22 protein-coding genes, 1 tRNA gene and 1 pseudogene are annotated in these 24,238 nt (G+C 71.6%); 14 read left to right on the top strand and 10 right to left on the bottom strand.

The window, feature by feature from the left end:
* Window positions 1–45 precede the first annotated feature (45 nt).
* On the bottom strand, window positions 46–1,635 hold the full coding sequence (locus J8403_RS22780) for an SDR family oxidoreductase (protein ID WP_211124780.1): 1,590 nt from the start codon (window positions 1,633–1,635) through the stop codon (window positions 46–48).
* 350 nt (window positions 1,636–1,985) lie between these two features.
* Here J8403_RS22780 and J8403_RS22775 point away from each other — a divergent pair, with 350 nt between their 5' ends.
* Complete coding sequence (locus J8403_RS22775) at window positions 1,986–2,285, top strand: type II toxin-antitoxin system VapB family antitoxin (protein WP_014061825.1); 300 nt, start codon at window positions 1,986–1,988, stop codon at window positions 2,283–2,285.
* Window positions 2,286–2,417: 132 nt separating this feature from the next.
* Window positions 2,418–3,119, top strand: a complete 702-nt coding sequence (locus J8403_RS22770; RefSeq protein ID WP_246585941.1) for a LytR C-terminal domain-containing protein — start codon at window positions 2,418–2,420, stop codon at window positions 3,117–3,119.
* Between the two features lie 54 nt (window positions 3,120–3,173).
* On the opposite strand, the gene upp is transcribed toward J8403_RS22770, so the two are convergent.
* On the bottom strand, window positions 3,174–3,809 hold the full coding sequence (upp, locus tag J8403_RS22765; protein ID WP_211124779.1) for a uracil phosphoribosyltransferase: 636 nt from the start codon (window positions 3,807–3,809) through the stop codon (window positions 3,174–3,176).
* Window positions 3,810–3,996: 187 nt separating this feature from the next.
* Here upp and J8403_RS22760 point away from each other — a divergent pair, with 187 nt between their 5' ends.
* The 4 genes from J8403_RS22760 (at window position 3,997) to J8403_RS22745 (ending at window position 5,640) form a co-directional block, all read left to right on the top strand.
* Entirely contained in the window at window positions 3,997–4,164 is a 168-nt protein-coding gene (locus tag J8403_RS22760) for a hypothetical protein (protein ID WP_014061828.1), read from the top strand.
* A 181-nt stretch (window positions 4,165–4,345) separates the two neighbouring features.
* The gene (locus J8403_RS22755; protein WP_185930066.1) at window positions 4,346–4,882 is read left to right on the top strand and encodes a tRNA adenosine deaminase-associated protein; all 537 of its coding nucleotides are present in this window, start codon (window positions 4,346–4,348) and stop codon (window positions 4,880–4,882) included.
* Window positions 4,883–4,983: 101 nt separating this feature from the next.
* Window positions 4,984–5,484: a tRNA adenosine(34) deaminase TadA gene (tadA, locus tag J8403_RS22750; RefSeq protein ID WP_211124778.1), complete on the top strand. Its 501-nt coding sequence runs from the start codon at window positions 4,984–4,986 to the stop codon at window positions 5,482–5,484.
* Between the two features lie 69 nt (window positions 5,485–5,553).
* Window positions 5,554–5,640 (top strand) — tRNA-Ser (locus J8403_RS22745).
* Window positions 5,641–6,406: 766 nt separating this feature from the next.
* On the opposite strand, the pseudogene J8403_RS44600 reads toward J8403_RS22745, so the two are convergent.
* A pseudogene (locus J8403_RS44600) lies at window positions 6,407–7,015 on the bottom strand (DUF6777 domain-containing protein); the annotation flags it as partial.
* 390 nt (window positions 7,016–7,405) lie between these two features.
* On the opposite strand from J8403_RS44600, the gene J8403_RS22735 reads away from it, so the two are divergent.
* Complete coding sequence (locus J8403_RS22735) at window positions 7,406–8,290, top strand: universal stress protein (protein ID WP_211124777.1); 885 nt, start codon at window positions 7,406–7,408, stop codon at window positions 8,288–8,290.
* A gap of 4 nt (window positions 8,291–8,294) precedes the next feature.
* On the opposite strand, the gene J8403_RS22730 is transcribed toward J8403_RS22735, so the two are convergent.
* Complete coding sequence (locus J8403_RS22730) at window positions 8,295–9,320, bottom strand: 6-phosphofructokinase (RefSeq protein WP_211124776.1); 1,026 nt, start codon at window positions 9,318–9,320, stop codon at window positions 8,295–8,297.
* A gap of 227 nt (window positions 9,321–9,547) precedes the next feature.
* Here J8403_RS22730 and J8403_RS22725 point away from each other — a divergent pair, with 227 nt between their 5' ends.
* From J8403_RS22725 to J8403_RS22710, 4 genes are all read left to right on the top strand, one after another.
* The gene (locus J8403_RS22725; RefSeq protein ID WP_165449176.1) at window positions 9,548–9,712 is read left to right on the top strand and encodes a hypothetical protein; all 165 of its coding nucleotides are present in this window, start codon (window positions 9,548–9,550) and stop codon (window positions 9,710–9,712) included.
* Window positions 9,713–9,873: 161 nt separating this feature from the next.
* Window positions 9,874–10,707: an RNA polymerase sigma factor SigF gene (locus J8403_RS22720; RefSeq protein ID WP_059147253.1), complete on the top strand. Its 834-nt coding sequence runs from the start codon at window positions 9,874–9,876 to the stop codon at window positions 10,705–10,707.
* Between the two features lie 188 nt (window positions 10,708–10,895).
* Complete coding sequence (locus J8403_RS22715) at window positions 10,896–11,726, top strand: RNA polymerase sigma factor SigF (RefSeq protein WP_211124775.1); 831 nt, start codon at window positions 10,896–10,898, stop codon at window positions 11,724–11,726.
* 65 nt (window positions 11,727–11,791) lie between these two features.
* Complete coding sequence (locus J8403_RS22710; RefSeq protein WP_211124774.1) at window positions 11,792–12,619, top strand: hypothetical protein; 828 nt, start codon at window positions 11,792–11,794, stop codon at window positions 12,617–12,619.
* A 92-nt stretch (window positions 12,620–12,711) separates the two neighbouring features.
* On the opposite strand, the gene J8403_RS22705 is transcribed toward J8403_RS22710, so the two are convergent.
* A complete protein-coding gene (locus tag J8403_RS22705) occupies window positions 12,712–12,912 on the bottom strand; it encodes a hypothetical protein (protein WP_211124773.1) in 201 nt (66 codons plus the stop codon).
* Window positions 12,913–13,115: 203 nt separating this feature from the next.
* Between J8403_RS22705 and J8403_RS22700 the strand changes: the two genes are divergently transcribed.
* Together J8403_RS22700 and J8403_RS22695 are read left to right on the top strand one after the other, a co-directional pair.
* Window positions 13,116–13,604 (top strand): MarR family winged helix-turn-helix transcriptional regulator, encoded by a 489-nt coding sequence (locus J8403_RS22700; RefSeq protein ID WP_211124772.1) that lies wholly within the window; start codon window positions 13,116–13,118, stop codon window positions 13,602–13,604.
* Between the two features lie 128 nt (window positions 13,605–13,732).
* A complete protein-coding gene (locus tag J8403_RS22695; protein ID WP_485129832.1) occupies window positions 13,733–16,231 on the top strand; it encodes an MFS transporter in 2,499 nt (832 codons plus the stop codon).
* A 125-nt stretch (window positions 16,232–16,356) separates the two neighbouring features.
* Here the strand turns inward: J8403_RS22695 and J8403_RS22690 are convergent, their stop codons facing one another.
* Entirely contained in the window at window positions 16,357–16,560 is a 204-nt protein-coding gene (locus J8403_RS22690) for a hypothetical protein (protein ID WP_211124770.1), read from the bottom strand.
* Between J8403_RS22690 and J8403_RS22685 the strand changes: the two genes are divergently transcribed.
* Window positions 16,559–17,410, top strand: coding sequence for a YceI family protein (locus tag J8403_RS22685; protein ID WP_211124769.1), 852 nt, complete (start codon window positions 16,559–16,561; stop codon window positions 17,408–17,410). The two genes, J8403_RS22690 and J8403_RS22685, sit on opposite strands and share 2 nt — an antisense overlap.
* A gap of 521 nt (window positions 17,411–17,931) precedes the next feature.
* Here the strand turns inward: J8403_RS22685 and J8403_RS22680 are convergent.
* The 4 genes from J8403_RS22680 to J8403_RS22665 all read right to left on the bottom strand — a co-directional run bounded on the left by J8403_RS22680 (window position 17,932) and on the right by J8403_RS22665 (window position 24,226).
* On the bottom strand, window positions 17,932–18,714 hold the full coding sequence (locus J8403_RS22680) for a TetR/AcrR family transcriptional regulator (RefSeq protein ID WP_211124768.1): 783 nt from the start codon (window positions 18,712–18,714) through the stop codon (window positions 17,932–17,934).
* A 77-nt stretch (window positions 18,715–18,791) separates the two neighbouring features.
* On the bottom strand, window positions 18,792–20,315 hold the full coding sequence (locus J8403_RS22675; RefSeq protein WP_211124767.1) for an MFS transporter: 1,524 nt from the start codon (window positions 20,313–20,315) through the stop codon (window positions 18,792–18,794).
* Between the two features lie 210 nt (window positions 20,316–20,525).
* On the bottom strand, window positions 20,526–22,931 hold the full coding sequence (locus J8403_RS22670; protein ID WP_211124766.1) for a glycosyltransferase family 39 protein: 2,406 nt from the start codon (window positions 22,929–22,931) through the stop codon (window positions 20,526–20,528).
* Window positions 22,928–24,226, bottom strand: a complete 1,299-nt coding sequence (locus J8403_RS22665; RefSeq protein WP_211124765.1) for a bifunctional glycosyltransferase family 2/GtrA family protein — start codon at window positions 24,224–24,226, stop codon at window positions 22,928–22,930. The genes J8403_RS22670 and J8403_RS22665 overlap by 4 nt, the downstream gene beginning before the upstream one ends.
* Window positions 24,227–24,238 lie beyond the last annotated feature (12 nt).

The following is a 24,238-nucleotide window of genomic DNA, read 5'->3' as shown; positions in this document are numbered from 1 at the left end:
CGGGGCCCGCCGGGCCGACGGCGGGGCTCACCGCGAGCGGGACACTCACCGCGAGCGGGACGCCGACGTACTCGTCCCGGCCGCGTCCGTCCCACCCGTGTCCCTCCCGGCCACGTCCTTCTCGGCCCGGGCGGCGATGTTCCGCGCCATCCCGCCGAAGACGAGGGCGTGGAAGGGCGCGATCGACCACCAGTAGAGATGTCCGGCGAGGCCGCGCGGATGGAACAGCGCCCGCTGCCGGTAGACCGTCCCGCCCCGCGCGTCCCGGTCGACCGTCATCTCCAGCCAGGCCAGGCCCGGCAGCCGCATCTCGGCCCGCAGCCGCAGCAGCCGGGGCGGCAGGACCTCCTCCACCCGCCAGAAGTCGAGGCTGTCCCCCACTCTGAGCCGCGCCGCGTCCCGGCGGCCCCGGCGCAGTCCGACGCCGCCCACCAGGGTGTCGATCCAGCCGCGCAGCGCCCAGGCGAGCGGCATCGAGTACCACCCGTTCTCCCCGCCGATCCCCTCCACCACCCGCCAGACGTCCTCCGGCGAGGCGGCCACCGCGCGTGCGCGGCGGTCCTGGTAGAGGCTGCCGCCCGCCCAGTCGGGGTCGGTGGGCAGCGGATCGCCGGCCGCGCCGGGGGTGGCGGCGGAGGACCAGCGGGTGGCCACCTTCGCGTCGCGGACCCGGCGCAGGGCCAGCTCCAGCGCCCGGTCCACGCCGAGCGGCCCGCCCGGCGGATCCGGCACATAGCGGGCGATGTCCCGTTCGGCGCACACCACTTCATGGCGCAGCGACTCCACCAGCGGGCGGGCGATGGCGCCGGGCACGGGGGTGACCAGGCCGACCCAGAGACTGGAGAGCCCGGGGCTGAGCACCGGCACCGGGGCGACCAGACGCCGCCGCAGCCCGGTCACCTCCGCGTACCGCCGCATCATGTCGAGGTAGGTGAGGACGTCGGGGCCGCCGATGTCGAAGGTCCGGTGCACGTCGTCGGGCAGCGTGGCGCAGCCCACCAGCAGCCGCAGCACATCGCGGACGGCGATCGGCTGGGTGCGGGTGTGCACCCAGCGGGGCGTCACCATCACCGGCAGCCGCTCGGTGAGGTAGCGGAGCATCTCGAACGAGGCCGAGCCCGAGCCGACGATCACCCCGGCCCGCAGAACGGCCGTCGGCACCCCGGAGTCCAGCAGCACCCGGCCCACCTCGGCCCGGGAGCGCAGATGGGGCGAGAGCGCGCGCTCGGGGACCCCGCCCGGGGTCAGCCCGCCGAGATAGACGATCCGGCGCACCCCCGCCGCCCGGGCCCGTTCGCCGAAGATCCGCGCGGCCCGGCGGTCGGTCTCCTCGAAACCGGGGCCGGTGCCCAGCGCGTGCACCAGGTAGTACGCGACGTCCACGCCCTCCATGGCGGCGCCGATGGACTCCTCGTCGGTCACATCGCCGCGTACGGTCTCCACCCGCCCCGCCCAGGGGTGATCACGCAGCTTCTCGGGCGAACGGGCCACACATCGCACCTGATGCCCCGCGTCCAGCAGCTCGGGCACCAGCCTGCCGCCGATGTAGCCGGTGGCGCCGGTGACCAGACAGCGGCGCGGCTCCTGCGCACCGCGCTCACGGCGCGACTCCGGCGGACGCTCGGGAACAGCCATGAGGCCATGGTGCGCGGGCAGGACAAAACCTGCGAGGTGGGCTCCCTTCGGCGGCATTGTCCGTATCAGGTAGTGGAGGTCGCTTTCCGGTCTCCCCGACCTTCGAGCCTCTCAGCCCGGCCATCTAGGAAACGCTCCGGGGGACTGACGTCCTCTGTCCTGAGCGTCTCTCCGGTCGAGCTCCCTCGCTCGCCCCGCAGGCTGCTATTTACGTTACTCCGACCCCCTTTGGGCGCCTAGTCCCTTTCGAGCATTTTTTCCAATTTCCCGATCCGGGCGAAGATCGGCCCCGGCCCGGCACTCGGGCGCCTTGGCTGCGCCGGGAGGGGCTTGCCCGGTAGGCTTTCCGTGTGATCTTCAAGCGCATCGGAAACGGTCGGCCCTATCCCGACCACGGACGGGAAAGCACCCGCCAGTGGGCGGATGTCGCCCCACGCCCGGTACGTCTTGACCAGTTGGTCACGACGAAGCAGCAGCTCGACCTGGAGACGCTGCTCGCGGAGGACTCGACCTTCTACGGGGACCTCTTCGCCCATGTCGTGAAATGGCAGGGCGACCTCTATCTGGAGGACGGGCTGCACCGGGCGGTGCGCGCCGCCCTCCAGCAGCGTCAGGTGCTGCACGCGCGGGTCCTGGAGCTCGAGGGCTGACCGCGCCCGCGCCCCCGGTGACCGATCGTCGCTGATCGACTTCCGATCTCTGTTGACCCTTTCGGGTTGGTCTGAGCACCAACCATTGATCATTTAGTAGGCATCGCCACCTGGCCGCACTACGCTGCGCTCATGAGCATGCTGACCCCTCCCGGCATGGGCGGAAAGTACCGCATTACGGGCGATCGCTACCCGCGGATGAGCCGACCCCGGAGCCGCCGGCGGCTGATGTTCGCCGCATTCGGCTCGGTCCTGACGCTCGGCCTGGTCGGCTGGGGAACACTTCAGCTCATCGACGTCTTCTCCGGCGACAGCGACGACCAGACGGTCCGCGCGGCGCACGGCACCGGGGACTGCGAGCGCGGCGACAAGCGCCCCGACGAGAAGGCGAAGTCCGGCCGGTCCGACGGCGGCCAGAGCGGTCAGAGCGGCCGGCAGGGCCGTACGGGCGGGAAACTGCCGAAGCCCTCCCAGATCACGGTCAACGTCTACAACGCGACCACGCGCTCCGGCCTCGCCAAGGACACCGCGAAGGAGCTGGAGAAGCGCGGCTTCAAGATCGGAAAGGTGGGCAACGCCCCGGAGCAGTACGACAAGAAGGTCAAGACCACCGGGATGCTGCTCGGCGCCCCCGGCGCCGGCGACGGGGCCTTCAACGTGCTCGGCACCCAGCTCAGCGGCGCCCAGACCAAGAACGACGCGCGCGACGGCAAGGACATCGACCTGATCATCGGCAACAGTTTCAAGGACCTGGTCAAGCAGAAGGACGCCGACAAGGCGCTGGCCGCCCTGGCCAAGCCCTCGCCCGCGCCCTCCGGAAAGCCCTGCCGCTGACCCGGCGCCGCCCACGCGCGTGGGAGCACCCCGGGCCACCGCTTCGAGCAGGGCTCAGCCCGCGCTCCCGTACATCCGGTCGCCCGCGTCCCCGAGCCCGGGCACGATGTACCCCTGCTCGTTGAGCCGCTCGTCGATGGACGAGGTGACCACCGTCACCGGCGCCCCCGCCAGCTCGCGCTCCATGAGCTCGACGCCCTGCGGCGCCGCCAGCAGACACAGCGCGGTCACATCGTCGGCGCCCCGGGATATCAGCTCCTTGATCGCCGCGACCAGCGTCCCGCCGGTGGCGAGCATCGGGTCCAGGACGTACACCTGACGGCCGGAGAGGTCCTCGGGCATCCGGGTGGCGTACGTGGACGCCTGGAGCGTCTCCTCGTCACGGATCATGCCCAGGAAGCCGACCTCCGCGGTGGGCAGCAGCCGCACCATGCCGTCCAGCATCCCGAGACCGGCCCGCAGGATCGGCACGACCATGGGGCGCGGGTGGGACAGCCGTACTCCGGTCGTGGCCGTCACCGGGGTCTGGATGTCGACCTGCTCGGTGCGCACATCGCGCGTGGCCTCGTACGCGAGCAGGGTCACCAGCTCGTCGGCGAGCCGCCGGAAGGTGGGGGAGTCGGTGCGCTTGTCGCGCAGCGTGGTGAGTTTGTGCGCCACCAGCGGGTGGTCGACGACGTGGATCCGCATGGCAACGACACTAACCGAGCCTCCGGAGCCCGGCTGCCGCCGGTGACCCCGTCCGCCCCCTCCGTGCGCCTCCCCCGCGCTCAACCGTCTGCCGCCGCACTGGAATCAAACCGCCGTTTCGGGGGAAAGTGGGCAGCAGCGCCCGGGGTGCCCCGGGCGACACCTCGGCCCCGAGGAGTGATTGACCATGGCCGACGCGACCGCGAAGGAAACCTCCGCGGAACGCCGCCGCCGTCGCGACCGCTTCCTGCGCGCGCTGAACGAGGCCAGAGCGGTGCGGAACAGGGTGCGTCCCCGCCAGGCCCGCGCGGCCCGGATGCGCCGGGCGATACACATGCGGACCTTTTCCTGGTGAGTCCTGGTGGGCTTCCACCGAACCGCCGGAGGGGGTTTCCGCGCGTTTCGATTCCGTCCGCGTGAGCCACATCTCTTTGGACTGGTGCACGACGCAGCGTGGAAGACCTCTCGCGACGCGACGGTTTCTGCCACGATTCCGATTGGGGCGGGACACTGTCCCGCCCGCCCCCGGCACGCCTATGACCAGTGGGAGAGTCACGGTGTACTTCGCCGCATTGCTCGCGCGCACCGCAGAAGGGTGGGAAGCGAGCGACACAGAGCTCGATGACGTGGAAACCCTGACGGATCTGATCGAACTGGCCCGTCTGGCCTCCAAGGACGACGACACGGTTTTGGCCTTCATCGAGCACGAAGACGCGTGGTTCGGCGTCGTCCGTGTGGACGGCGAGGACGACCCGCACATCTACGTATCGGACGCGGCAGCGGCCGCCCGCACCTCGTACGGCTCGATGCTCACCGACGAGCTGCTCGGCCGGGACCCCGACGACGATCTGGACAGCCTGGTCGACCTGGACGGCACCGAGGACGGCGAGCCGGACCGGGACGACGAGGACGCGGACGACGCCCCGGTCCCGCTCGGCCCGCTCGGCGACGCCGACATCCTGGCCGACTACGGCATGGACGAGAAGGAGCTGAAGTCCCTCGACGGGGACGCCCTCGAATCGATCGCCGAGATGCTGGGCTGCAGCATGGAGGGGCTGGAGGCGGTGCGCTGACCGCCGCAGCCATGCCACCCACCCCGTCACCGCACTGATCCGAGTGATCCACACGAACCGCGGACACAACCGATCCGCACGAACCGATCCACACTGACGTCATGACCGATCCGCTGACCGGCCTCCTGCCCGGCCCCGAACCCGACCCTCTGCGCGATCCCTGGCGCGCCCCGATGCGCCTGGCGCTGGAGGAGGCGGTACGGGCACCCGAGACGGGAGATGTGCCGGTCGGCGCCGTCGTGCTGGGCCCGGACGGCTCGGTACTCGGCCGCGGCCGCAACGAGCGCGAGGCCCACGGCGACCCCACGGCCCACGCCGAGGTCCTCGCCCTCCGAGCCGCCGCCCGCCACCTCGGCGGCTGGCGGCTGACCGGCTGCACCCTGGTGGTCACCCTGGAGCCGTGCACGATGTGCGCCGGCGCGATCGTCCTGTCCCGCCTGGACCGGCTGGTCTACGGCGCCGTGGACGAGAAGGCGGGCGCGGTCGGCTCCCTCTGGGACGTCGTCCGCGACCGCCGCCTCAACCACCGCCCCGAGGTCATCGCGGGCGTCCTGGCGGAGGCGTGCGCGGCCCCCCTGACCACCTTCTTCCGCAAGTCCTGACCCCTGCGCCCGGGTCCCCCCCCGTAACCGATTTCGGTTCCCGGCCACCCGTCCGCTAGGCTCTCCCTCGGTAGCGTGTCCGAGCGGCCGAAGGAGCGCGCCTCGAAAGCGCGTGAGGGGGCAACTCCTCCGTGGGTTCAAATCCCACCGCTACCGCCGCGAAGAACGTAGGGCCCGGTTCGATGAACCGGGCCCTACGTGTGTCTGGGGGTCGTACCGTCCCGTCAGGGGCCGGACGGGGGCGGCTGCTGCGGGGGTTGCTGCTGATTGGGGTCGGGCTGCTGCTGTGGCTGGTCCTGCGGGGGCTGGTTGGGGGGCGGTTGGTTCGGAGGAGGTTGGTTGGGCGGGGCTGGTTCGGGGGCGGCTGGTTGGGCGGGGGCGGAGGCGGAGGAGGCTGGTTCGGCGGGGGCTGGTTGGGCGGCGGCTGGTTCGGGGGCGGCTGATTGGGCGGGGGCTGGTTCGGCGGGGGCTGCGGCTGCTGCTGGCCCGGATCCGTGGGCTGGTCCTGGGGCTGCTGCTGGCCCGGGTCGGAGGGCTGATCCTGCGGCTGGGGCTGCTGGCCGGGATCCGACGGCTGATCCTGCGGCTGGGGCTGCTGGCCCGGATCCGTGGGCTGGTCCTGCGGCTGCTGACCCGGGTCCGTGGGCTGGTCGGAGGACTGGTCGGAGGGCTGCGACTGCTGCGAGGGGGTCCCGGACGGCCGGTCGGTCTCCAGCGGGGTGAACCGGTCGGACGGCTTCAGGCTGACCTTCGGCGCCTCCCGCAGCCGCGGGGCGTGCTGCTCGCCCGGCATCGCCAGGGTGGACGGGTAGTCGGCCCGTGCCAGCACGGTGTCGCGGGGGTCCCCGCTGCCGTCACCGTCGCCGAGCGGGCGCTTCAGGAGCTCGGTCTTGCCGGTCCCCACCAGGACGAGGTGCTTGATGTCCTTCGTGGCCGGCCGGATGACGGTCACCGTGGTCCGGGAGAAACCGTTCCACTGGGGCCCGGTGAAGGTCGGCTTGGCGTTGCGCGGCGGGGCCGAGACCCTTACGGGATTTCCGGAGTCGCACTTCACGACGGGCGCGCCGTGCTCATCGACGAAGACCGCCGTGCCGGCCTGGAGGACGGCGGACACCGGCTTCACCCCGCCGCGGTAGCCGTAGGTCTTCGCATAGGTGTCGGAGCGCAGCGTGACGCTCGTGAGCCGCTGGACGAAGCCGGGGATGTCGTCCTGGCCGATGTGCTGGACCCGGCTCCAGGCGGCCCCCTTCTTCTTGTCGGCGTCGAGGTCATGGGTCAGTCCCTGCCGGTCGCAGGGCTGCCGGTTCCGGACGCCGGCGTAGAGACCGGGGGTGTCGCCGCGGAAGGCCCGGCCTCCGTTGGACGGTGAGACCACGTTCTTGCGGTCATGGCCGACGGAGGAGGTGAACGCGGGGACCGAGGTCCTTCCGACGGGTTCGCGCCGGTATTCGACCGTCGAGGCGTATCGGGGGGCTTCCCCGGAAGCCTCTCTGGAAGCCTTCCCGGAGGCCTTTTCGGAGGAGGAGACCATCCCAAGGACCACCACGACGGCCACCACGACGACGAAACCGACGAAGAGTGCTGAGCGACGTGAGGTGAGGTGCCATGAGATCGAGCGCATTTCCCTCTCCTTCCCTTACCTCGCCCCCATCCTGCGCTCGCCCCGCACGCCCCCGCTTCCCCCGAATCCTTGACATCTCACCCCACTTTTGGGGGACTTGGCCCGGGTTTGCCCGCCGCCGCTCGCAGAACCGCCCCCGGTCCGGTGGCCCGGACCGGGGGCGGTCGCTGCCCCTCGCGGTCTGTGTGCGGCGCCCCCTCCGACCATGTCGGATGTTCGCCGCGTATCTAGACTAAACGGACCTGCTCCAGTTGGCAGGGGAACGGACCGGAGAACGGACGGCGGCCGAGGAGGACCCGGATGAGCGGCGCTGTCGTGGCGGGGGTCGACGGATCGCGGCGCAGCCTCACGGCGGCCGAATGGGCCGCGCGGGAGGCGGCGCGGCGCGGGCGCGTCCTGCGGCTCGTGCACGCCAGTCCGCCGCTGCCGCGCCGGGTCTCGCCGGTGCCCGGGGCGGACGCCTGGCAGCACGTGGGCGAGCAGATGCTCGGGCAGACGGTCACCGACTTCCGGGCGCGCGATCCGGACCTCGAGATCGTCGGGGAGCACACCGCCGCCGAACCGGCCGAAGCGCTGCTCGAGGCCGCCGCGGGCGCCGGGCTGCTGGTGGTCGGGGCCCGGGGCTGGGGAGGCTTCGACGGGCTGGCGGTGGGCTCCGTGGCGCTGCGGGTGGCGGCGATGGCGCAGTGCCCGGTCGTCATGGTCCCGGAGGCGCGGCGTACGGGCGGCGGATGGGACGGTGCGCATACGGACGAGGTGCAGCTCGGCTTCGACGCGCACGCCCCGGCACAGGCGCCGGCCGACTTCGCGTTCCGCGCCGCGCAGGAGCGGGGCGTACCACTGCGGGTCGTGCATGCGTGGGCGCTGCCTCCGGCCTCCCCGTCGGCCTGGATGCTCACGGTGCTGGAGGAGGACCGCGCCATGTGGGAGGACCAGGAGAGCCAGGTGGTCTCCGACGCCCTGCGGCCCTGGCGGGAGAGCTATCCGGAGGTCACGGTGGTACGGGACGTCATTCTGCTCAATCCGGCGGAGGCGCTGGTGAGGGCCTCGGAGCGGGCCGGACTGCTGGTGATCGGGCGCCGTGCGGCCACCCGGCCGACCGAGCTGCGGCTGGGGCCGGTCGCCCATCCCGTCCTGCACCACGCCCACTGCCCGGTGGCGGTCGTGCCGCATCCCGCGCTCTGAGCGCTCAGCCGAAGAACACCCCGAATTCGGAGTAGAGCGCGGGATCGACGGTCTTGGTGCCCGCCGTGGCCTCGGCCAGCGGTATGCGCACGATGTCCGTGCCGCGCAGGGCGACCATCGTGCCGAAGTCCTGGTCCCTGACGGTGTCGATCGCGCGCAGCCCGAAGCGGGTGGCCAGCCAGCGGTCGAAGGCGCTGGGCGTCCCACCGCGCTGGATATGGCCCAGGACCGTGGTGCGCGCCTCCTTGCCGGTGCGGTCGGCGATCTCATGGGCCAGCCACTCGCCGATACCGGACAGCCGGACATGGCCGAACTCGTCCCGGCTGGAGTCCTTGACCACCATCTGGCCCTCCTTCGGCACGGCCCCCTCCGCCACCACCACGATCGGCGCGTATCTGATCTTGAAGCGGTTCTCCACCCAGGCGCAGACCTGGCCGATGTCGAAGGGCTGCTCGGGGATGAGGATGACATTGGCCCCGCCCGCGATGCCCGAGTGCAGCGCGATCCAGCCGGCGTGCCGCCCCATCACCTCGACCACCAGGGCGCGGGTGTGGGATTCGGCGGTGGTGTGCAGCCGGTCGATCGCCTCGGTGGCGATATTGACCGCGGTGTCGAAGCCGAAGGTGTAGTCGGTGCCGGCCACGTCGTTGTCGATCGTCTTGGGCACTCCGACCACCTGGACGCCCTCGCCGCCCAGGGCCGCGGCGACGCCGAGCGTGTCCTCGCCGCCGATCGCGATGAGCGCGTCCACCTCGTACTCGGCGAGGGTCTCCCGCACCCGGCCGACCCCGTCCTCACTGGCCAGGGGGTTGGTCCGGGAGGAGCCGAGGATGGTGCCGCCGCGCGGCAGGATGCCGCGCACGGCCGGGACGTCCAGCGGCACCACGGCTCCTTCGAGCACGCCGCGCCAGCCGTCCCGCATTCCGACGAACTCGAAGCCGTGGACCTCCACGCCCTTTCGGACGATGCCGCGGATCGCGGCGTTGAGCCCGGGGCAGTCACCGCCGCCGGTCAGCACACCGACACGCATCTCCGCTCCCTCCGCCGACGCCGCGAGCCGCTGCCGCCGCTGCTTCTGGCGCCACTCGTGTCACCCCCTCTTTCTCCAGAATCCACCCATTTGTAGCGCGGCGCCCACACCGGCGAAGGACCGTTTCCACAACACCAGTCTGTTCATCCGACTGATACGACTGATGCGCCAGAGGTGTGGATAGACTCTCGCGACTGCACAAGGGCACAGCGGGAGAGGCAGCACAGATGGCCCAGGCGAAGAAAATCGTGCTCTATATGCTGATCGTCTTCGTGCTGTACACGATCATCAAGACGCCGGCCAGGGCGGCCGACCTCGTCCAGGTCGGTTTCGAGGGCATATCGGACGCCGCGACGAGCGTCGGCGAGTTCATGACGGAACTGACCAAATAGCCTCGTTCCACCCCGCTCCCACCCCTCGAACTACCGCCCCCATTGGCCCATTATTGGGCGATTCCTCCACCAACACGTGGTAAAGCGGTGCTTGCACACAGTGCACATGTCTTGTGATGCTATGACCGCTTTTGCCGGGCGAGTAATCGTGAAGGGGTGGCGTGACCGTGTCGGCCCGTACCGCGCCCAGAACCCCGCCCCAGGGCGATGGCGGCAGCGAAAGCGGCAGAAGCCGCGGGGCTGACGCCAGAGCGCTCACCCAGGTGCTCTTCGCCGAGCTCTCCGGCCTCACTCCCGGGACCCCCGAGCACACCCGTGTGCGCGCCGCGCTGATCGAGGCCAATCTGCCGCTGGTCCGCTACGCCGCGGCCCGCTTCCGCAGCCGCAACGAACCCATGGAGGACGTGATCCAGGTCGGCACCATCGGCCTGATCAACGCGATCGACCGGTTCGACCCGGACCGCGGGGTGCAGTTCCCGACCTTCGCCATGCCGACCGTCGTCGGCGAGATCAAGCGCTACTTCCGCGACAACGTCCGCACCGTCCATGTGCCACGCCGGCTGCATGAACTGTGGGTGCAGGTCAACGGCGCGACCGAGGACCTGACCGTGCTGCACGGCCGCTCCCCGACGACGGCCGAGATCGCCGAACGGCTCAAGCTCAGCGAGGAGGAGGTGCTCGCCTGCATCGAGGCGGGCCGCTCCTATCACGCCACGTCCCTGGAGGCCGCCCAGGAGGGCGACGGACTGCCCGGGCTGGTCGACCGGCTCGGCTACGAGGATCCGGCGCTCGCCGGAGTCGAGCACCGCGATCTGGTGCGCCACCTGCTCGTACAACTGCCCGAGCGCGAGCAGCGTATCCTTTTGCTGCGTTACTACAGCAATCTGACGCAATCTCAGATCAGCGCGGAGCTCGGCGTCTCCCAGATGCATGTGTCCCGGCTGCTGTCCCGCAGCTTCGCCAGGCTGAGGTCCGCAAATCGGATCGAGTCCTGATCCTTGCGAGGGACCTGCGCCCCGGCACCCCAAGGCTGTAATGTCGACTTGGCGCTACAGCGTGTTGCCGACATGTGACATTCTGCAGGAACCGCGTTTGGGGCGGCCCGACCTCCGGTATTCAGGGGGAGGCTGCGTCGGACGCGAACCGCGCAGCTGGGATCCGTCCGCGACCTCTAGGGGGTGGCATGTCCGTAGAACTGGGCAGCTCGAAGGTGCTCAACAACGACGCACCGCTCATGCCTGACGACTGCGACGCCATCGACACCCGCACCCTCTCCCGCTCCCTCTTCCTGCGGCTCGCCACACTCGACAAGGACGGTGCGGAGGCCGGCTACGTCCGTGACACCCTCATCGAGCTGAACCTCCCGCTCGTCCGCTACGCGGCGGCCCGGTTCCGCAGCCGTAACGAGCCGATGGAGGACATCGTCCAGGTCGGCACCATCGGCCTGATCAAGGCGATCGACCGCTTCGACTGCGAACGGGGCGTGGAGTTCCCGACGTTCGCCATGCCGACGGTCGTCGGCGAGATCAAGCGGTTCTTCCGTGACACCAGCTGGTCGGTGCGGGTCCCGCGGCGGCTGCAGGAGCTGCGACTGGCGCTCACCAAGGCCAGTGACGAGCTGTCACAGAAGCTCGACCGCTCCCCGACCGTCCCCGAGCTCGCCGCGGCGCTGGGCGTCTCGGAGGAGGACGTGGTCGACGGGCTCGCCGTGGGCAATGCCTACACGGCCAGCTCGCTGGACTCCCCGTCCCCCGAGGACGACGGCGGCGAGGGGTCGCTCGCCGACCGGCTGGGGTACGAGGACAGCGCACTGGAGGGCGTGGAGTACCGCGAGTCGCTCAAGCCCCTGCTGGCCAAACTGCCGCCGCGCGAGCGCCAGATCATCATGCTGCGCTTCTTCGCCAATATGACGCAGTCGCAAATCGGCGAAGAGGTCGGGATCTCCCAGATGCATGTCTCCCGGCTGCTCACCCGGACCCTGGCCCAGCTGCGCGAGGGCCTGATCTCGGACTGAGCCGACCGCCCGGTCGCCCTGTCGGATCCCTGTACACCTGACGGGCCGTCAGACACACTGGCCCGATGCGATACGCATCGAGCCGGACAACCGGCCGCCGAGGCACGGCGCTCGCCTCCTCGGCGGCCGCGCTGTGCCTGGGGGCCCTGCTCAGCGGCTGCGGCGCGGGCGGCGACGGCTATGTCGCCGCCGGGGCGGCCGGGCCCGACGGCCAGCGGAGCGCGAAGGCCGTACCGCCCAAGGGCGGTGTCGACCTGGTGCCCCTGGACGAGGACGGCACAGGGAACGATCGCGACGGCAAGAGCGGCACGGGCGGGAAGCGCGATCAGGGCGCGTCCGGCCCCGCCGCCACCGGGGACGGCAGAGCGGACGGACCGGCCTCGCGGGCGCCCTCGGCATCGGCACGGGCCCCCGGCCGTACGGACGGCCCCGGCGGCGGGAAGGGCGGCTCCGGGACCCCGGGGCATACGAACGACGCCCCCAAGGGCGACGACGGACCCAAGGGCGACGAGCCGGGGAAGCCCTCACCCTCCGGACCCGGCTCGGACCCCGCGGACCCCTCCGGCTCCCCCACGCCCACCGGGCCGGCCGCCCTCGAGGTCGGCAAGCCGGAGCGCACGGCGACCGATGAGCGCTGGTGCGAGAAGGTGAAGGTCGAGTTCCGCAACACCGGAGGATCCGCCGTCGCCTCGGGCACCGTCACCTTCTCGACGCATGTGATCGACCTCCTCGGCATCGACTGGGCGACGCTCAAATCCGAGGAAGAGCTGCCCGCGCCGATCGGCGCGGGTCAGAAGAAGGACAAGACCTGGACGGTGTGCGTGGACGACTGGCGGGTGCCGCTGGGCATGCATATCGAGACCAAGGACGTCTCGGTCGCCTGGAAGCCGTAAGGTCGGCCCGGCAGCCGTAAGGGGCGCGGGAGCTCACGCTCCCGCTGAAAGCGTCAGGGGCCTCGGGGTTCAGCCCAGCGGGGCCTCGGGGTTCAGCCCAGCGCCAGCCAGGCCACCGCGGCGACGATCACGACCGCCGCGATCACACCGACGATCACGCCCACGCGCGAACCGCCGCTCGACGCGGTGGCCGCCTGGGGCTGCCGCGTGCCCTCGTCGACGAAGGCGCGGAACATCTGAGTGGAACCGGACGGGTCCTGGTTGCCGTTGGGGCTCTGGGGGTTGTTCGCCATGGGCCCCGACCCTAGCGAACGAGCGGATTCCGGGACACCCCCGGGTCTCAGCCGCACCGCACGCCTCAGCCACCCCACTTGACCGACTCCAGAACGACTCTTTAACGGCAATTTACCGCCCAGACCGCCCTTTCATTTGCCTGTTGCAACTAACTTCTTCTATGGTTGCCCTAAGCAACTGACCAATCCCTCTGGGGGGTGCCGTGGCCACACAGCGCCACTACGAGGAGCTGGCCCGGCAGCTCAGCGCCATCGGCACCGTCAAGCGCGGGCTCGGGCGCGTCCTGCCGACCGACTGCCCATCGGGCGCCGCCATCGTCCTGATGCTCCTCGACCGCTACGGCGAGATGCGCATGAGCAAGCTCGCCGAGCTGCTCGACATCGACATGTCGGTGACCAGCCGGCATGTGGCACATGTCGCGGACCGCGGCTGGGTGGACCGCAAGCCCGACCCGCTCGACCGCCGGTCGCGGCTGCTGACCATCAACGCCAGCGGACGAACCCTGCTCGGTGAGGTGTCCGAGCGCTACACGGACGCGCTCGCCAACTGTCTGAGCGACTGGTCGGACGAGGACGTCGACCACCTCAACGAACTTCTCGACCGCTTGCGGACGAGTTTCGGGGACACACGTTCCCGGCCCGTACCGCAACAGGCCGAGAGCAGCATCACCCGTACACCTTCGCAACGTTAAGGAACTTCATGGCAACGACCACACCGGACGGCGGTGTGCGGGGACCCGCGGGGCACCCCGCCCACGCCAAGCACGGCGGGGGAGGGCACCGGGGCCATCACGGCCACGACGCGGACTCCTCGGCGCCGATGACCCACCGGCAGATCATGGAGGCGCTCTCCGGGCTGCTGCTGGGGATGTTCGTCGCGATCCTGTCGTCGACGATCGTCTCCAACGCGCTGCCCGAGATCATCGCCGACCTCCACGGCGGTCAGTCCGCCTACACCTGGGTCGTCACCGCCACCCTGCTGGCCATGACCGCCGCCACCCCGCTGTGGGGCAAGCTCTCCGACCTGTTCAGCAAGAAGCTGCTGGTCCAGATAGCCCTGCTGATCTATGTCGCGGGCTCCGTGGTGGCCGGTCTGTCGCAGAACCCCGGCATGCTGATCGCCTGCCGTGTGGTGCAGGGCATCGGCGTCGGCGGTCTGTCCGCCCTGGCCCAGGTCGTCATGGCGGCGATGATCTCCCCGCGTGAGCGCGGCCGGTACAGCGGCTACCTCGGCGCGACCTTCGCCGTCGCGACCGTCGGCGGTCCGCTGCTGGGCGGCGTGATCACCGACACCTCCTGGCTGGGCTGGCGCTGGTGCTTCTACGTCGGCGTTCCGTTCGCCGTCATCGCGCTGATCGTGCTGCAGAAGACCCTGAAGCTCCCCGTGGTCAAGCGGGACGTCAAGGTCGACTGGAGCGGCGCCTTCTTCATCAGCGCGGCGGTCTCGCTGCTGCTGCTCTGGGTGACCTTCGCGGGCGACAAGTACGACTGGATCTCGTGGCAGACCTACGCGATGGTCGGCGGTTCGATCGCGCTCGGTCTCATCTTCATCCTGATCGAGTCCAAGGCGCGCGAGCCGATCATCCCGCTGCGGCTGTTCCGCAACAAGACGATCACCCTCGCCTCGCTGGCATCGCTCTTCGTCGGTATCGCGATGTTCTCCGGCACCGTCTTCTTCAGCCAGTACTTCCAGCTGGCGCGCGGTGAGACGCCCACCATGTCGGGCGTCATGACCATCCCGATGATCGGTGGCCTGTTCGTCTCCTCGACCGTTTCCGGTCAGGTCATCACCAAGACCGGTCGCTGGAAGGCATGGCTGGTCATCGGTGGTGTGCTGGTGACGGCGGGCCTCGGGCTGCTGGGCACCATCCGGTACGACACCCCGTACTGGCACATGGCGATCTACATGGCGCTCATGGGCCTCGGCATCGGCATGATGATGCAGAACCTGGTGCTGGCCACCCAGAACCAGGTGGCCCCGCAGGACCTCGGCGCGGCCAGTGCCGTCGTCACCTTCTTCCGCTCCCTGGGCGGTGCGGTGGGCGTCTCGGCGCTCGGTGCGGTGCTCGCCAACCGCGTCACCCACTACGTCAAGGACGGCCTGTCCGACCTCGGCCCCAAGGGCGCCGCGCTGGGCCACGCCGGCACCGGCGGCGGTGGCATCCCCAACGTCAAGGCGCTGCCCGAGCCGATCCGCACCATCACGGAGAGCGCCTACGGGCACGGTGTCGCGGACGTCTTCCTCTTCGCCGCCCCGGCCGCGCTGCTCGGCCTTCTGCTGACCCTGTTCATCAAGGAGGTCGCCCTGAAGACCAACTCCGGATCCCAGCAGGCCGCGACCGCCTCGGACGCCCCGGCCACCGACGCCACCCCGGCCGACGCGATGGCGGCCACGGCCGCCGCCGGACAGGTCGCCGACCTCGAGCCCGCGCTCGTGGGCGCCCCGGCCGCCGCGATGCCCGAGCCGGACTCGAGCGGTGCCCTCGCGGCCACCGCCCCGCAGCGCCTGGCGGCCTTCGCCTCCGCCGGGGGCGACGGCGCGGACCATCAGCCCCGGCAGGGTGTGCACGGCTTCGTGCGGAACGCGGACGGCGGCCCCGTCGCCCGCGCCGCGGTGACCCTGATCTCGCTCGCCGGGCGCCAACTGGGCCGCTCGGTGGCGCACCCCGACGGCTCGTACGCCCTGGACGCGCCGAGCTCCGGCTCCTACGTCCTGATCGCGGCGGCCGACGGCCACCAGCCGCAGGCGTCCACGATCGTGGTCGGGGACGACCCGCTCGCCTTCGACATCGTCCTGTCGGGCACCAGCGGTCTGGTGGGCACCGTGCGCGGCGCCGCCGACGGCCGTCCGGTGGACGCGGCGATGGTCGTGGTCACCGATGTCCGCGGCGAGGTGCTGGCCACCGGGAAGACCGGTGAGCAGGGCGACTTCGGCTTCGAGGAGCTGGTCTCCGGGACCTTCACGCTCGCGGTGAACGCGCCGGGCTACCGGCCCGCGGCCCTGCCCGTCGAGGTGGGCGCCCAGGGGCTGACCCGGGTGGAGATAGCCCTGCAGGCCGGCGCCCGGGTGCAGGGCATAGTCCGGGCCGGTGCCGACCGGCGCCCGCTGCCGGACGCGCGGGTCACCCTCGTGGACGCGGCCGGGAACGTGGTCGCCACCTCCACCACCGGTGAGGACGGCGCGTACGCCTTCACCGACCTGGACGCGGGCGACTACACGGTCATCGCGAGCGGCTACCCGCCGGTCGCGGGGGCGCTGACGGTCTCCGGGCCCGGCGTCGACGGCCACGACGTCGAACTCACCCACCCGGGCGAGTGACGGAACTCCGGGCCCGGGGCGCGTAAGAGCGGAGACGCGCCCCGGGCCCGGTCCGGGTGACGGATTTTTCCGCCGGTCCCGGAACCCGGATCCCGGCGGCGGTGTAGTGAAGGCAGGGGACGGCCTTACACCGCCGCCCGGATCCGGCGCACAAACACCACGAACACGATGCACACGACGTACCCGGTGAACACGACGAGCACGACGAGCACGACCGACCCGTCGAGTACGACCAGCTCGACGGGCACCACGCACACGACCAGCAACACCAGCACGACCAGCAGCACGAGCAACACGAGCGACACCCGAGCGGGAGCGAAACGCGGCATGACGACCACAGGAGCAGGAGCAGGCGGGGGAGCGGGGCTGCGGGCCCGGATCCGCACCCGCGACGGCTGGGCGGTCCAGCACGCGGTGCTGACCGTCACGGATATGACGGGCGCGCAGGTGCTGCGCGCGCAGGCCGACGGGGACGGCGCCGTGCGGACCGACGAGCCGCTGCCGCCGGGGCCATACACGATCATCGCCACCGCCGTCGGCTATGCCCCGGTCGCGTCCACGGCGATCGTCACCGCCTCCGGGCGGGCCGATGTGGGCACGGTGGTGCTGGCGCGTCAGGGCGGGGTGGAGCTTCCCCCGCCCGGTGCGTGGACGCTCGACCCGGCGCATTCGACGGTGGGCGCGGTCGCCCAGCACCTGGGGATATCCAGCGTGCACGGCCGGTTCACGGAGTTCGCCGGGCGGATCGAGGTCGCCGAGGACATCGAGAAGTCGCGCGTCGAGGCGGTCATCCAGGCCGCCAGCATCGACACCGGCAATGCCATGCGGGACGGCCATCTGAAGTCGCCCGACTTCCTCAATGTGGAGGAGTTCCCGCAGCTGACGTACCGGAGCACGCATCTGAGCGCGGCCGGGGCCGACCGCTGGACGGTCCACGGCGAGCTGTCGATGCACGGCGTCGTCCGGGACGTGGACCTGGACCTGACATACCTGGGCACGGGCCCCGACCCCTGGGGCGGGGTGCGGGCGGCCTTCCGGGCCGTCGCCGAGCTGCGTCGCGAGGACTTCGCGATGAACTACAACCAGGTGGTCGCGGCGGGCATCGCGGCGATCGGCACGACCCTGCGGGTGGAGCTGGACATACAGGCGGTGCAGGGCGAGGAGCTCCCCACGGCCTGACGGCCCGACGGCAGGCTGATGGGTCGGGCCCGGGCCCCGACCGCCCGGCAGCCGGACCATCCGGTGCCCTGGCCGTCCGGCAAGCCCGGTCCCCCGGCGGCCTGGTCGTCCAGCGGGCCGAGCCCCGCAGCCCGACCCACCGGCACCCTGGCCATCCGGCAGCCCGGCCCTCCGGCAGCCTGACCGTCCGGCGCCCTGACCGCTCCGCAGCCCGACCCACCGGCGCCTTGGCCGTCCGGTGGCCCGGACCCGCCGGCGCCCTGGCCGCCCGGCAGCCGGACCGTCCAGCGCCCTGACCGCCCCACAGCCCAGACCCTCCGACACCCTGGCCGTCCGATAGCCCGGCGCCCTGGCCATCCGGCGGCCCGACCTCCGGCGGCCCGACCGCCCCACAGCCCGACCCACCGGCGCCCTGGCCGTCCGGCCGCCCGACCATCCGGCGGCCCGCCCTCCCGCGGCGGATGCCCCGGGGCGGCGCCCCGGTCCGCCGGGCGCGCGCTACCGGTCCCGCCGGGGGCGCGCTACCGGTCGCGCAGGGCTTCGATACCGGCGATCGCGAGGTCCAGGGCGAACGTGAAGTCGCGGTCCCGCATCTCCTCGACCGTATTGCCGCCCCGCGCCTTCATGATCTTCCGCGACTCGTCGAACTCCATACGGTCCGCGACCGAGCTCATCGTCTCGTGGAACAGCTCGTCCTGGGTGAGTCCCGCCGCCCGGCAGCGGGCGGCGAAGCGGCCCTCGATCGTGCCGAAGCCGTAGACGAACTGGTAGACGAGGGACAGCGCGCTGGTGATCTTGTCGTCCGGCAGCCCGCTGTTGCGCATCACGGCCAGCGCGGCGTTGCTGAAGCCCACCGCGTTGGGCCCGATGTTGAGGTACTCCCCCAGCAGCGCCGGCAGCCAGGAGTGGCGGACCATCACCTGCCGGTACTCGGCGGCGAGCTGGCGCAGCTGCTCCCGCCAGTCCCGCGGCTCGGCCGGGGAGTGCTCCTGGCTCTCGACGGGCCCGACCGCCTCCGCGGGCAGTGCTATCTCGCCCATCGCGGCGTCGAGGGCGAGTTCGAGCAGATGGTCCTTGGTCTCCACGTACCAGTAGACCGACATGGCGGTCACCCCGAGCTCCGCCGCGAGCCGTCGCATCGAGAAGCCCGACAGACCCTCGGCGTCCAGCAGCCGCATCGTCGCCGCGACGATCTTCACATGGTCGAGCCCGACGGGCTGCTGGTCGCCCTTGCGCTTGGGGGCCTTGCGTTCGGAGAGCCAGACGCTGGACCGCGGGCGGACGGTACGGCTGCCGGTTGCCATGGCGGCGCCTCTCTTTCTCCGATGCGCTGGCACCACGTCCCGGGACCCGGCACGCGGCACCTCACTCCCTGCGAATGCTATGCCGCCGGGGCCTCCTGTGAAGATCGTTCGGCCCTGCTGAGCAGGAGCGCGGCCAGCAGCCCGCCCGCCAGCACGGCCGCCGCACCGACGAGCTGGCTGGTTTCCAGCCCAGCGGAGAAGGCGTCCGTGACGGCCGCCCGGTCCCCGGGAGTACGGGCCGCGGCGAGGGCGGCCGGGAGCGAGCCGGCTCCGGCGGCGGCCGCGGGCAGCAGCGAGCCGAAGCGGGAGTTGAGCACCGCGCCGAGGACGGCCACGCCGAGCCCGTTGCCGAACTCGGTCAGGGTCCCGTTGACGCCCGCGCCCACCCCCGCCTTCTCCGGCGGAATGGCCGACATGATGGCGTTCGCCATCGCGGGCATGGCGAGCGCGATCCCGGCCCCCATCACGACCAGCCCCAGCAGCAGTCCGCCGTAGCCGTCGGCGCCGAGGACCGCGATGAGCGCGAGGCCGGCCGCGAGCAGCCCCATGCCGCCGACGATCGTCAGCGGCGTCCCGAGCTTCGGCAGCAGTCGGGCGCCGACCCCGGCGAGGTTGAGCGCCACGATCACCAGCGCGAGCGGCGCGGTGCGCAGCCCCGCGTCCAGCGCGTCGTAGCCGAGCACGAACTGCAGATGCTGGGTGAGCAGGAAGAGCGAACCACCCATCCCGAAGGCGACGAGGATGCCGCCCGCCACGGCGCCCACGAAGCGGCGGTCCCGGAAGAAGTGCATATCCAGCATCGGATACGGAATATGACGCTCCCACAGCGCGAAACCGGTCAGCACCACGACCCCGACGAAGGCGGACAGCAGCACCCGGACCGAGGTCCAGCCGTGGTCGGGCCCGGCGATGATCGCGTAGACGACTCCGGTCATACCGATGGTGGAGAGCACCGCGCCCAGCAGATCGGGCCGGTCGCCGACCGGGTCCTTGGACTCGGGCACCAGCCAGATCACGGCGATCAGCCCGAGCAGCGCGACCGGGATGTTGATCAGGAAGATCGAGCCCCACCAGAAGTGCTCCAGCAGCGAGCCGCCGATCAGTGGCCCGGCGGCGAAGCCGAGCGAGCTGACCGCGCCCCACAGACCGATCGCCTTGGTCCGCTCGGCCTCGTCGAAGATCTGCACCACGACGGCGAGCGTCGTGGTCATCAGCAGCGCCCCGCCGACCCCCATGCCCGCGCGGGCGGCGATGAGCTGACCGGCCCCCTGCGCCAGCGACGCGAACAGCGAACCGACCCCGAACAGGGCGAGCCCCGCGACCAGCATCTTCTTACGGCCGTAGCGGTCAGCGGCATTGCCCGCGGTGAGCAGCAGCCCCGACTGGACCAGCGAATAGGCGCTGATCATCCACTGGATCTCGGCGGTGCTCGCGTCCATCTCCCGGGCGAGGGAGGGGACCGCGACATTGAGGATCGTGTTGTCCAGCAACACGGTGAGCTGGGCGAGGCAGATCACGGCGAGGATCAGCCAACGCTGTGGATGACCACCCGGGGACGGGCCGGGCGGAGCGGAGGCGGCGTCGGTGGTCGAAACCGTCATGGGGACTCCAGGCAGAGGCTTCTACGGTGTAGGACGATGTGGTCGCCGTACACCGTACAAGCGTCGCTGTACGGCGTACAGCGAATTACCGTCCGTGCGCCGCACGCGCGTACGGGCCGGCGACCGGGGGAAACCCGGCCACCGGCCCGTAAGTACGGGACTCCGGCGTCAGTCGGAGAGCGTCTGGGACGTCGAGGACTTCGGGGACGCCTAGGCCTTCTGTGTCAGGTCATAGAGCGTGGTGCTGCCCACGGTGACCTTCTTGTAGGTGGCCTCGATCCAGGAGGTGATCTGGGACGAACTCCCCTGGCCGCCACCCGGACCGCCGCCCATACCGGTGCCCGAGGAGATGAAGTAGTGGATCTTGCCCTCCTGCACATACTCCTTGAACTGGGCAAGCGTCGGGGACGGGTCGCTGCCGTTGAAGCCACCGATGGCCATCACGGGCTTCTGGGTGGCGAGTTGATAGCTCGCGGCGTTCTGGGAGCCGATCGCCGCGGCCGCCCAGGTGTAGTCGTCGGCGTTCTCCTCCAGCTTCGCCTCCGTCTTGGCGTCGACCTGCTGACCGTCGAGCAGTCCCCCCATACCGCCGCCGCGCCGGCCGCCCTCGCCCACGCCGCCGCCACCGGGCAGCATGCCCGGGCGGCCGTTCTGCCCCTGGCCCTGGCCCTGTCCCTGGGCGTTGCCCTGGCCCTGGGCGTTGCCCTTACCGTTCTGCGGAGACTGGCCGCCGCCCGGGAAACCGCCGCCGGGGAAGCCGTTCTGACCGCCCGGCTGACCGCCGCCGGTGCCGCCGCCCGGCATGCCCTGCCGACCGCCCTGCCCCTGGCCCTGCTGGCCCTGGCCGCCCTGCTGATTGCCCTGGCCCTGGCCCTGCCCCTGCTGGCCCGCGCCCTGGCCGCCGTTCCGCATCCCCGGCGGGCCGCCCATCCGGCCGCCGCCACCGGGACCGCCCATACCGCCCGCCACCGACGGACCGGCCGTCACGATGGAGCCGCGCTTCGGGGTGTCCACCGTGTTGAGCGTGTACGCGACCGGCCCGGCCAGCCCCGCCGCGAGGCCCAGGCCCGCAGCGGCCAGCGCCGCCGTCCGGCCCAGGCGCCCCGTCACCAGCCGCCCGGTCAGCAGCAGCCCGGCCGCCGCCGCGAGTCCGCCGATCAGCACCGCCCAGCGCAGCCAGGGGTGCCAGTCCGCCGACCGCCCCAGCAGCACGTACGCCATATAGGCGGTCACCGCGACCGTCACGGCCAGCACCGCCGAGGCCGCCGACCCCGCCCGGCCGCCTTCGTTCCGCCGCTCCCACAGCAGCGCCGCGCCCATGCCCACGACCGCCGCGATATAGGGCGCCAGGGCGATGTTGTAGTACTGGTGGAAGATCCCGGACATGAAGCTGAAGGTGGCGAACGTCATCAGCAGCGCCCCACCCCACACCAGGAAGGCCGCGCGCCGGGTGTCGGTGCGCCCGGCCCGCCAGGTCAGCCAGACCCCGGCCGCCAGCAGGATGAACGCCGCGGGCAGCAGCCAGGCGATCTGACCGCCCATGTCGGAGCCGAAGAGCCGGTCGATCCCGGTCTCGCCCCACCTGCCGCCACCGCCACCGCCGCCACCCGGGCCGCCCCCGCCGACGCTGCCGGTCTCATTGCCGTTGATCCGGCCCAGGCCGTTGTAGCCGAACGTCAGCTCCAGGAAGCTGTTGTGCTGCGAGCCGCCGATGTACGGACGCGAGGACGCCGGCCACAGCTCGACGATCGCGACCCACCAGCCGCCGGAGACCACCATCGCGAGTCCCGCGAGCAGCAGTTGCCCGATCCGCCGGCCGAACTTCGCCGGGGCGCACACCGCGTACACCACCGCGAGCGGCGGCAGGATCAGCCACGCCTGCAGGGTCTTGGTGAGGAAGCCGAGGCCGAAGCAGACGCCCGCGAGCAGCAGCCACTTGGTGCGGGCGTCCTCCAGCGCGCGCAGCACGCAGTAGACGGCCGAGACCATCAGCAGACAGAGCAGCGCGTCGGGGTTGTTGAAGCGGAACATCAGCGCCGCGACCGGGGTGACCGCGAGCGCCGCGCCCGCGATAAGCCCGGCGGCCGCGCCGAACCTGCGCCGTACGGCCGCGTACAGCACCCCGACCGTCGCGACGCCCATCAGCGCCTCGGGGACGAGGACCGCCCAGGAGGAGAGGCCGAAGAGCCGCACCGACAGGGCCATCGGCCACAGCGCGGCCGGGGGCTTGTCGACGGTGATGGAGTTCGCGGCGTCGGAGGAGCCGAAGAAGAAGGCCTTCCAGCTCGCGCTGCCCGCCTGCACGGCGGCCGAGTAGAACTGGTTGGCGTAGCCGGACGCGCCCAGGCTCCACAGATAGAGCACGGTGGTCACGGCCAGCAGGGCCCACAGGGCGGGCCGCGCCCAGCGCGGGTCCTCCGGCCGTCCCCGCCAGACCCGCGTCAGACGCGAACCGCCGGTGGCCGCCGGGATCGCGCCGGTGGCCGCCGAGGCCGCCAGGGGCTGTGGAGGCCGCGCGGCCGCCGGGGGCTGCGGGGCTCCCGGGGGCCGCGGGGCTCCCGGGGGCTGCGAGGGCGGCGGTCCGGCGTCCCGGGTGCCGTGGTCGTACGTCGTCATCGGTTGTCGTTCCTCGAGTCGTCGGTGGTGGCGCCGCTGTCCGACGGGAAGACCCAGGCCCGGAAGAGCAGGAAGCGCAGAACGGTCGCGGCGAGGTTCGCCGCGATCAGCACGGCCAGTTCGGTGCCGTGCGCGGCGGTGCCGGGGGCGGCGTCCAGAGCGGCGAGGGAGCCGCTGGTCAGCACCAGGCCGATGCCGAAGACGACCAGCCCCTGGGCCTGGTGGCGCATCGCGCGGTCCCGGCCGCGTACCCCGAAGGTGAGCCTCCGGTTGGCCGCGGTGTTGCCGAGCGCCGACAGCAGCAGCGCCAGCGCGTTGGCCACCTGCGGGCCGGTGCCCAGCCGGAAGAGCGAGTACAGCAGCAGATAGACCAGCGTGCTCAGCGCGCCGACCACACAGAACCCGACCAGCTGGCGGGCCAGCCCCTTCGGCACCCCGCTCAGCTCGCGGTCGCGCGGATCGTCGCCGAACGGACGGCGCACCCGGTCCAGCGGCAGCGCACCGGTGGCCAGCGCGCGCCCCACCCGCCACACACCCCTGAGGTCCTCCGTGGCCGTCCGCACGATGTGGACCGTGCTGTTGGGGTCGTCGACCCAGTCCACCGGCACCTCGTGGATGCGCAGCCCGGCCCGCTCGGCGAGCACCAGCATCTCGGTGTCGAAGAACCATCCGGTGTCCTCGACCAACGGCAGCAGCCGCTCCGCGACGTCCTTACGGATCGCTTTGAAACCGCACTGGGCGTCGGAGAAGCGGGCGGCCAGGCTGCCGCGCAGGATCAGGTTGTACGCCCGCGAGATGAACTCCCGCTTGGGCCCGCGCACCACGCGTGAGCTGCGCGCCAGCCGCGATCCGATGGCCAGGTCGGAGTGGCCGGAGATCAGCGGGGCGACCAGCGGCAGCAGCGCCTTGAGATCCGTGGACAGATCGACGTCCATATAGGCGAGCACGGGCGCCTCGGACAGCGACCACACGGTGCGCAGCGCCCGCCCGCGCCCCTTCTGCTCCAGCCGGACCGCCGTCACCTCCTCGATGGACTCGTCCAAGCAGGCCGCGAGTTCGGGTGTGCGGTCCGTGCTGGCGTTGTCGGCGATGGTGATCCGGAAGCCGTACGGGAAGGTGCGGGCCAGATGGTCGTGGAGCCGTCGCACACACCGCTCGAGGTCCGCTTCCTCGTTGTAGACGGGGATGACGACGTCCAGCACCGGACGGCCGAGATCGGCCATCACCGGCCCGCGCACGGGCAAGGTCTGCAGGGGTGTCTCGGGCGGAGCCCCGAGAGGGGTGTCGGTTCGCATGAGGTCGACAGT

The organism is Streptomyces yatensis (assembly GCF_018069625.1).
GTDB lineage: Bacteria > Actinomycetota > Actinomycetes > Streptomycetales > Streptomycetaceae > Streptomyces > Streptomyces yatensis.
Note: the sequence above shows the minus strand (reverse complement) of the source record. Positions and strands in the feature narration are given on the sequence as shown.